The sequence below is a fragment of the Pseudomonas sp. FSL W5-0299 genome (assembly GCF_005930655.1).
Classification (GTDB): domain Bacteria; phylum Pseudomonadota; class Gammaproteobacteria; order Pseudomonadales; family Pseudomonadaceae; genus Aquipseudomonas; species Aquipseudomonas mandelii.
This window is the reverse complement of the sequence record NZ_RXHX01000052.1, coordinates 22,524-29,036: the sequence shown is the minus strand read 5'-3', so window position 1 is coordinate 29,036 and position 6,513 is coordinate 22,524. Positions and strand designations below refer to the sequence as shown.

The following is a 6,513-nucleotide window of genomic DNA, read 5'->3' as shown; positions in this document are numbered from 1 at the left end:
CAGGTAGAGAAATATACGGGGCACCGCGTCTGGGATCAGGTGGTAACTTTGAATGCGGGGTTCATGGAGCGCTTACGATGTGAAGATGACCGAGCACTACCAGGCAGGGCACGGCGATGACGCGGTGGTTTACATGAAGGTCAAAGCCGACCTGAAGGTGTAGCACGGTGGTCGTTTGCCCAAAATATTCTCAAAGTTTGCCCAAACGCCAGTGTCTAGTCCTGAAATAGGTTTACACCTGTTTCACCCTAACGCCCGATGCACCGCATCGGGCGTTTTGTATTTCAAAGACAGGTGCGGTCGCTCGCCGTTGTAGATCGATACCGACTCACTCACTATCTTCTTCGCTTGCGTCAAATCCTGCGGCCGCTGAAGCATAAGCTCTGTCTTCAGTATCCCGTTGACCCTCTCTGCCAAGGCATTTTGGTAGCAGTCATAGCCATCCGTCATTGAACATCGAATGCCGTATTTCGCGTGCAACGCTTGGTACATCCCCGAGCAATATTGGATACCTCTATCTGAGTGGTGCACCAACGGCTGCTCTGTCCGACGGTGCTTTACCGCCCAGCTCAGCGCGTGTGCTACCGACTCGGCATGAAGGCTTTCATGGACGTGATAGCCCACGATCTTTCGCGAAAAAGCATCCGTCACAAGGCTCAGATAAGCCACACCTTCCTGAGTTGGCAAATAGGTTATGTCAGCCACCCAGACTTGTTCCGGGCCGCAGGGAACAACCTGATCAGGACCTGGTTTGAGCAAGTTCGGGTGGATGAAGCGCATCGAGCAGAGCATCAATCGCCGCCTGTTGCGGCCGGATGAGCGCCGCCGGTTCTACGCCAAGTTCAACCCCGAGGGATTGTTGCGAGCCGATAGCGCTGCCCGCGCAGCCTTTTACAGCTCGATGACCCAGAACGGTATCTACACCCGCGACGAGTGCCGGATCAAAGAGAACCTCGCACCGAAAGGCGGCAACGCCGCACAGCTCACAGTTCAGTCAAACATGCTGCCGATCGACAAGCTCGGTGGTGATGCCGGCGATGCCCAGCAGGCGCGTTCAGCGTTGATTGATTGGCTCAACGACAAGCCAAAAGGTAATTCTGAATGAACCGAAAAGACCAATCGGTGGCGGTGAAGTACCGCTCATTCGACTACGACGTAAAGGCTGTCAGCGATGACGGCCTTTTTTCTGGGTACGGTTCCGTGTTCGGCGTGATCGACAGCTACAACGAAGTGGTTGCCCCGGGTGCGTTTCTCGACTCCATCGCCGATTTGAAGGCGAAGTCTCGGTCGCTTCCGGTTCTGTGGCAGCACCGCACCGCCGAGCCCATCGGATCATGGTCGATGGACACCTTGAAAGAGGACACCAAGGGTTTGTTCGGTGATGGCGAGCTCTGGCTGGCTGATGCGCCGTATGCGCGCATCGCCATGCGGGGCATGAAGTCCCGATCGATCACCGGTCTGTCGATCGGCTACTACGTACGTGAATCCAGCTTCGACGAGAAGACCCGGATCCGGACCCTGACCAAACTCGACTTGGTCGAGATTTCCATCGTGACTGTGCCGGCCAATGGCTTCCATATAGAACGTCATTTCTTTCTGGTTGACGTTGGCCTTTTCGAGGCTTGTTACGTATAGCGCCAATGCGTCTTTGCTGTTCAGCTTTTTGAAACTATCGGCAGTTACACCAACCTTCGGCGCGATGTTCTCAAAAAAGTCCTTCAGTTCACCGCCGCCGGTGCTCGCAAAGTCCCCCATCTTGTCGTTTGTGTCTTTGAAGATGTCAGACAGTTTGTCCTGCTCAACTCCAACACTCCGGGCGCCCGCAGCGTACTTCTGAAACTCGGTGGTGCCGAGCCCGGCAAGTGCCGCCTGGTTGGATATCTCTTTGGCAACACTTGCTGAATGAACTACTAGAGCAGTTAGGACTGCCGGGATGGCGAAACGCCAAAACCGTGTGAATGACCCGGCAAGCAATGTGCCCCGCCCCTCCGGCGGCAATAGGACGGACAGTTTCACTGATGCACCTGGCTTGCCGGGTGCATTGGGAAAACGACCGAGAGGAACGATACATGACGCACGCAGCAGCAATAGCCCAGCTCGAAACCCATGCCTCCAACTGCGAGAACAACGCAGCGATTCAGGAGCGCGAGGGCCAGCACGAAGACGCCGCAAACAATCGCACGAACGCCGCCGAATACCGGCAGGCAATCGAAACGCTCCAGGCTGAATGAGCATCACTTCTGCCCATTCACTGAGTGGGCAGCGGGATGCGGACGAAACCCCGGCTTATACCGGCCACCTGCATGCAGCAAACCAGAGAACGGCGAGCGCCCGCCAAGATGCCAACGGCGCGCATTGGAGGATGACCATCATGAAATAGACCAGAGCCCAACGATTGCTGCATCTGTGAAAGGCCCGAACGTTCACGGGCCTTTCTTTTGCCCAGCGTTTATTCGTCAGCACTCTCCCCTGCGCCCAACGGCAACCAGCAGACCGGTCGAGTGCTGACGAATACACGCAACCCCACACCGAGGGATCAGCCATGCAAATGCATCCATCCATGCAAGCGCGAGTCGAAGGCAACATTGCCCTGCACATCCGCGCAACAGCGGCCACTGCCGAGTTCTATTCAATGATCGGCAAGGAGGCGCCGGTTAGCGCCGTTCGCTTTCAGGTCGTCACCAAGGGCGATAACGCCTATCACGTCATCGAGCGGGCCACCGGGAAAGTGAAGGGGTTCCGCTTCAGCTGGAAGGCGGCGATCAACCTGGCGCAGGTGCTGGAAGCGCGGGCAGACGGCGCGAAGGTGAACATCGATGGGGGGGACAAATGATCGGCATTACCAATGCCAAACCCTCGAGACTCGATCATCGAGGACCTGAACCAGAAGCTGGAACAGTTCTTCGGCTCCGGCAAGACCGTGCAGCAGATCGCCCGGGGCGTCAGTTCCGATGCCCCGGCTTTCGGTACCACCACCCACGGCAACAAGCTGCGCGCCGAGCGGGACAAGATCGCACCCAGGCTGAAGGAGCTGGCCGAGGCCGGAACGCCAATCGCCAAGGCAGCGAAAGAATGCGGCATGGAAGCCAAGCGCGCCCGCCTCATCGCCCGCGAGAACGGATTCAAGTTCACTTCATGAAGCGGCTCAGCAACCAGGTGCGCCAGCGCCGACGACAGACATGGCTGGATCTACCGGCCCACGGAATTGAAGAGGCAGGCCATGGCCAAGAGCAACGCGGACATTCAGAAGGACAAGCGCGCCAAGGAGCGTGCCCTGCTGGATCGGATCGGCGCCGAGAAGCGCACGCTGATTGTGTCGAAAGCGCTCGCTGATGCACTTGATGTGCTGGGCGAGCGTCACGACTTCGAGGAATGGCAGGAGACGGTGTCGACCTTCCTGATCAACCTCGCCGGCGCAACCGTCTTTGAGTCCGGGAAATTCGCCAACATGTCGCGACCTGAAATAGTCATCACTGAAAAGCAGTCGCGACAGCTTAAAGATTTCGCCAGGCGCGAGGACAACAGCCATGGTGTTGAGTAAGACGGTCGAGCTACCACTTGCGCATTAATGTGGCGACGCCAGGTGGAAGTTCGACTTCAACTCTTTCAAGGATTGGCCAGAACATACGGAACTCCGCTTGCCACTGATCGGCGTTTGATTTTAAAAAATGGTTTCGCTCGTGCCCCTGTGTGTATTCACAGTCTTTGGCTATGGCCTCTACTCCCAACTTTTCATCTAAGTGTTTTTTAAGCGCATCTACATCGAGAATTTTCACACATGCTTTCTTTTTCATTCTGATTGCGGTTTTTTTCTTATAGCGACAGCTGAAGGAAAGAATCAAACCATCTTCTTCGTAGAGCGATACGTCAGAGACATTGGGCACCTGAACCCCGTTGACCATTAGGTTGTTCATCGAAAAATGCCCAAAGCCTCTCAAGTCCAACACTGGACTCAGCGAAAAAAGGTCGAATGGGGATTTATGAATTAGGTTTTCATCTGGCGTGTATATCCCGTCTCGCTCCAACTTTCTGTAAGTGCTCGCCGGCTGTATGGGGATAACCCCCCCGTTAATCCACGTGTCGGCATGCGAGTGCTCGTTTAGATACAAATATAAACCCATAAATACCCCCGGAACCGGCTCCATGCCGGGCCGAACACAAATACCCCACTTCAACGAATCACGCCAGCCGGCGAGGATCCCCTATGTTCACAGCAATTGATTTGTTCTCCGGTTTCGGCGGATGGACCCGCGGCGGTGTTGATGCCGGCTTGCAAGTCCTTTGGGCCGCGAACCACTGGGCCGACGCAGTCGAGTGGCATACCCGCAACAACCCGGACACGATTCACGCCTGCCAAGATCTGCACCAGGCGAATTGGGCAGAGGTGCCCAAGCACGACGTGATGCTGGCCTCGCCCTGCTGCCAAGGTCACACCAAGGCGCGGGGAAAGGAGTCAGGCAACCCGCAGCACGACAACTCACGCTCGACAGCCTGGGCGCCGGTGGCAAATGCCGAGGTCAATCGACCCGACTTCGCTGTAATCGAGAATGTGCCTGAGTTCATGAACTGGATTCTGTACCCGGCCTGGGCAGACGCCATGCGTTGTCTGGGCTATCAGTTGGCCCCGCACATCGTAGACTGCGCCGACCTCGGCGTGCCTCAGCACCGCGTGCGCCTGTTCATGGTCTGCTCGCGCAGCAAGGCGCCACTGCACCTTCAACTCCCGCGCTACCCGCACGTACCTGCCAGCGAGATCATCGATTTCGACGCCGGCAAGTGGTCGCCAATTGTGAAGGCTGGCCGCGCTGAGTCGACGCTGATCCGAGTGGAGAATGGTCGTAAGCGTTTCGGCGAGCGGTTCGTGATGCCCTACTACGGTTCAGGATCTGGCCTTACTGGCCGCAGCCTGGATCGCCCTATCGGCACCATAACCACCTTGGACCGATGGGCAGTGGTCGACGGTGACCAGATGCGCATGATCACCGCCAACGAGGCGATGGCCGCGCAGTCTTTCCCCGCCGACACCCTGCGCCCAGACAACCACCGGCTGACCATGCACATGACCGGAAATGCGGTACCGCCGCTGGCCGGACAACGAATCATCGAAGCATTGAAGGCGGCCGCGTAGCTCACAGCCACGGCAACGCCGCCAGCCACTCAGCCAGACGCATCAGGATCTGGCTCAACAGCTCGACAAGGATTCGGTACATCAGGTCTGCAACGACTTGTTTCATGTGGTAGCGCCCTTGATTGAATGATCGGCCAAGTCTGCGATGCGCAAACTAGATCACTGATGATCCGACGCGTCGCTACATCCGTTCCTCTTGGGTTTTTTCCAGCCTCACCACTCCACCGGCCGGGCATGCCCCGGCATAGGACGCCCCATGCCCATAGAAAACAAAATCGCTGAGCCGCTGAAGGTTGAGCGCTCGACAGTGACGAAGCTGGTGATCACCGGCGCGGCGAACCTCGATCCAATCAATGTCTTCCTTGAGGACTTGGCGCCCCGCAAGGGCAAGATCACCGTCAGCTGCTGGGACAAGAGCTGGCACGCCTACTGGGGCGGCATGTGGGACGGTCTCACCATCGGCCAGTTCTTCTGCCGCCTCGATGAGGGCTACATCATCGGCTATTTCTCGCCAAGCCTCAGCTCGATGAAGTTTTCAAATGATGCGCTGATGGCCCTGGCCAAGAAGTCGGTCATTGACCGGCGCCGGATGCGCAAAGGGTATTGGGAGTTTGGCGACAGCCTGGATCAGGAAGATGCCCGCGACCTCTACGACCAGATCGACGACCTTCGCGGTGTTGAGTCGATTTCGGTGGGACACCAACAGGGCGAGCTTCTGACCGACTTGTTCGGCCCTGAGTGGTGGCACCTGGTGGACGATAAAGCCATCGAGCCGAATCCCGATTGGCACTACCTGTGCCGCATCATCGCAGCGGTTCAGCAGGCGCTGGGCAAGGAACAGCAGCAGGAGGCCGCATGATCAATCTCTTCTGGCGCCTGGTCGCCAAGCTGCTTGCCCGCCCGGCCATTGCCGCCTGGCTAATCGCCCGCGCCCAGCGCACGCCTTACCTCCACATCATGTCCGCCGACGGCGCCGAGATGTACATGGGCCGCTGGTGGCTGTTCAACCCCTACTCCCGCACCACGCACAAACCGGCGCTCTGGTGGTGCCCGTGGTCGTTCCGCATCCACCACATCATGCGGCCCGACGAAGATCGGGATCTGCATGACCACCCGTGGAACGCCAGGACGATCATCCTGCGCGGCTTCTACAAAGAGCAGCGCCGGCATTTCTGGAAATCCGGCGGCCACACTGACCTCGATTACTGGCGCGAACCCGGCGACACCGCCCGCCTGATGCACGGCGAGTACCACCGCATCGACGAGGTATCGCCCGGCGGAGTCATCACCCTGTTCATCACCAGCAAGTGGCGTGGTGACTGGGGCTTTCTGGTCAACGGCGTCAAGGTCCCTTGGCGCACCTACACGGGTACGGACAATTGAAG

10 protein-coding genes and 2 pseudogenes are annotated in these 6,513 nt (G+C 57.9%); 9 read left to right on the top strand and 3 right to left on the bottom strand.

All coding sequences use genetic code 11. The annotated features are described in order from the left end of the window. Nucleotides 1-215: 215 nt before the first annotated feature. Nucleotides 216-768, bottom strand: a pseudogene (locus FHL16_RS31750) (IS3 family transposase); the annotation flags it as partial. Nucleotide 769: 1 nt separating this feature from the next. On the opposite strand from FHL16_RS31750, the gene FHL16_RS31745 reads away from it, so the two are divergent. Together FHL16_RS31745 and FHL16_RS31740 are read left to right on the top strand one after the other, a co-directional pair. Then, nucleotides 770-1,105 (top strand): phage portal protein, encoded by a 336-nt coding sequence (locus tag FHL16_RS31745; RefSeq protein WP_446730765.1) that lies wholly within the window; start codon nucleotides 770-772, stop codon nucleotides 1,103-1,105. Next, entirely contained in the window at nucleotides 1,102-1,635 is a 534-nt protein-coding gene (locus FHL16_RS31740; protein WP_077750351.1) for an HK97 family phage prohead protease, read from the top strand. Before FHL16_RS31745 ends, FHL16_RS31740 begins: the two co-directional genes overlap by 4 nt. On the opposite strand, the pseudogene FHL16_RS34615 reads toward FHL16_RS31740, so the two are convergent. Further along, nucleotides 1,567-2,088 (bottom strand): annotated as a pseudogene (locus tag FHL16_RS34615) (tail tape measure protein); the annotation flags it as partial. The gene FHL16_RS31740 and the pseudogene FHL16_RS34615 sit on opposite strands and share 69 nt — an antisense overlap. Here FHL16_RS34615 and FHL16_RS34170 point away from each other — a divergent pair. The 4 genes from FHL16_RS34170 to FHL16_RS31720 all read left to right on the top strand — a co-directional run bounded on the left by FHL16_RS34170 (nucleotide 2,070) and on the right by FHL16_RS31720 (nucleotide 3,541). Further along, the gene (locus FHL16_RS34170; RefSeq protein WP_158080557.1) at nucleotides 2,070-2,231 is read left to right on the top strand and encodes a hypothetical protein; all 162 of its coding nucleotides are present in this window, start codon (nucleotides 2,070-2,072) and stop codon (nucleotides 2,229-2,231) included. The pseudogene FHL16_RS34615 and the gene FHL16_RS34170 sit on opposite strands and share 19 nt — an antisense overlap. A 311-nt stretch (nucleotides 2,232-2,542) precedes the next feature. Further along, on the top strand, nucleotides 2,543-2,833 hold the full coding sequence (locus FHL16_RS31730) for a hypothetical protein (RefSeq protein ID WP_238706214.1): 291 nt from the start codon (nucleotides 2,543-2,545) through the stop codon (nucleotides 2,831-2,833). Between the two features lie 12 nt (nucleotides 2,834-2,845). Further along, nucleotides 2,846-3,139, top strand: coding sequence for a hypothetical protein (locus FHL16_RS31725; RefSeq protein WP_077750350.1), 294 nt, complete (start codon nucleotides 2,846-2,848; stop codon nucleotides 3,137-3,139). A gap of 81 nt (nucleotides 3,140-3,220) precedes the next feature. Beyond that, nucleotides 3,221-3,541, top strand: a complete 321-nt coding sequence (locus tag FHL16_RS31720; RefSeq protein ID WP_077750349.1) for a hypothetical protein — start codon at nucleotides 3,221-3,223, stop codon at nucleotides 3,539-3,541. Nucleotides 3,542-3,551: 10 nt separating this feature from the next. On the opposite strand, the gene FHL16_RS31715 is transcribed toward FHL16_RS31720, so the two are convergent. Next, nucleotides 3,552-3,914, bottom strand: coding sequence for a hypothetical protein (locus FHL16_RS31715; RefSeq protein ID WP_138739104.1), 363 nt, complete (start codon nucleotides 3,912-3,914; stop codon nucleotides 3,552-3,554). A 290-nt stretch (nucleotides 3,915-4,204) separates the two neighbouring features. Here FHL16_RS31715 and FHL16_RS31710 point away from each other — a divergent pair, with 290 nt between their 5' ends. The 3 genes from FHL16_RS31710 (at nucleotide 4,205) to FHL16_RS31700 (ending at nucleotide 6,511) form a co-directional block, all read left to right on the top strand. Next, nucleotides 4,205-5,128 (top strand): DNA cytosine methyltransferase, encoded by a 924-nt coding sequence (locus tag FHL16_RS31710; RefSeq protein ID WP_077750347.1) that lies wholly within the window; start codon nucleotides 4,205-4,207, stop codon nucleotides 5,126-5,128. 256 nt (nucleotides 5,129-5,384) lie between these two features. After that, nucleotides 5,385-5,987 (top strand): hypothetical protein, encoded by a 603-nt coding sequence (locus tag FHL16_RS31705; protein ID WP_077750346.1) that lies wholly within the window; start codon nucleotides 5,385-5,387, stop codon nucleotides 5,985-5,987. After that, entirely contained in the window at nucleotides 5,984-6,511 is a 528-nt protein-coding gene (locus FHL16_RS31700; RefSeq protein ID WP_077750345.1) for a hypothetical protein, read from the top strand. The genes FHL16_RS31705 and FHL16_RS31700 overlap by 4 nt, the downstream gene beginning before the upstream one ends. The last annotated feature ends 2 nt before the right edge of the window (nucleotides 6,512-6,513 follow it).

Coding starts and splice junctions, on each gene's coding strand:
- FHL16_RS31745 (WP_446730765.1), top strand. CDS start 770: ATGAAGCGCATCGAGCAGAGCATCAATCGCCGCCTGTTGCGGCCGGAT.
- FHL16_RS31740 (WP_077750351.1), top strand. CDS start 1,102: ATGAACCGAAAAGACCAATCGGTGGCGGTGAAGTACCGCTCATTCGAC.
- FHL16_RS34170 (WP_158080557.1), top strand. CDS start 2,070: ATGACGCACGCAGCAGCAATAGCCCAGCTCGAAACCCATGCCTCCAAC.
- FHL16_RS31730 (WP_238706214.1), top strand. CDS start 2,543: ATGCAAATGCATCCATCCATGCAAGCGCGAGTCGAAGGCAACATTGCC.
- FHL16_RS31725 (WP_077750350.1), top strand. CDS start 2,846: ATGCCAAACCCTCGAGACTCGATCATCGAGGACCTGAACCAGAAGCTG.
- FHL16_RS31720 (WP_077750349.1), top strand. CDS start 3,221: ATGGCCAAGAGCAACGCGGACATTCAGAAGGACAAGCGCGCCAAGGAG.
- FHL16_RS31715 (WP_138739104.1), bottom strand. CDS start 3,914: ATGAACAACCTAATGGTCAACGGGGTTCAGGTGCCCAATGTCTCTGAC.
- FHL16_RS31710 (WP_077750347.1), top strand. CDS start 4,205: ATGTTCACAGCAATTGATTTGTTCTCCGGTTTCGGCGGATGGACCCGC.
- FHL16_RS31705 (WP_077750346.1), top strand. CDS start 5,385: ATGCCCATAGAAAACAAAATCGCTGAGCCGCTGAAGGTTGAGCGCTCG.
- FHL16_RS31700 (WP_077750345.1), top strand. CDS start 5,984: ATGATCAATCTCTTCTGGCGCCTGGTCGCCAAGCTGCTTGCCCGCCCG.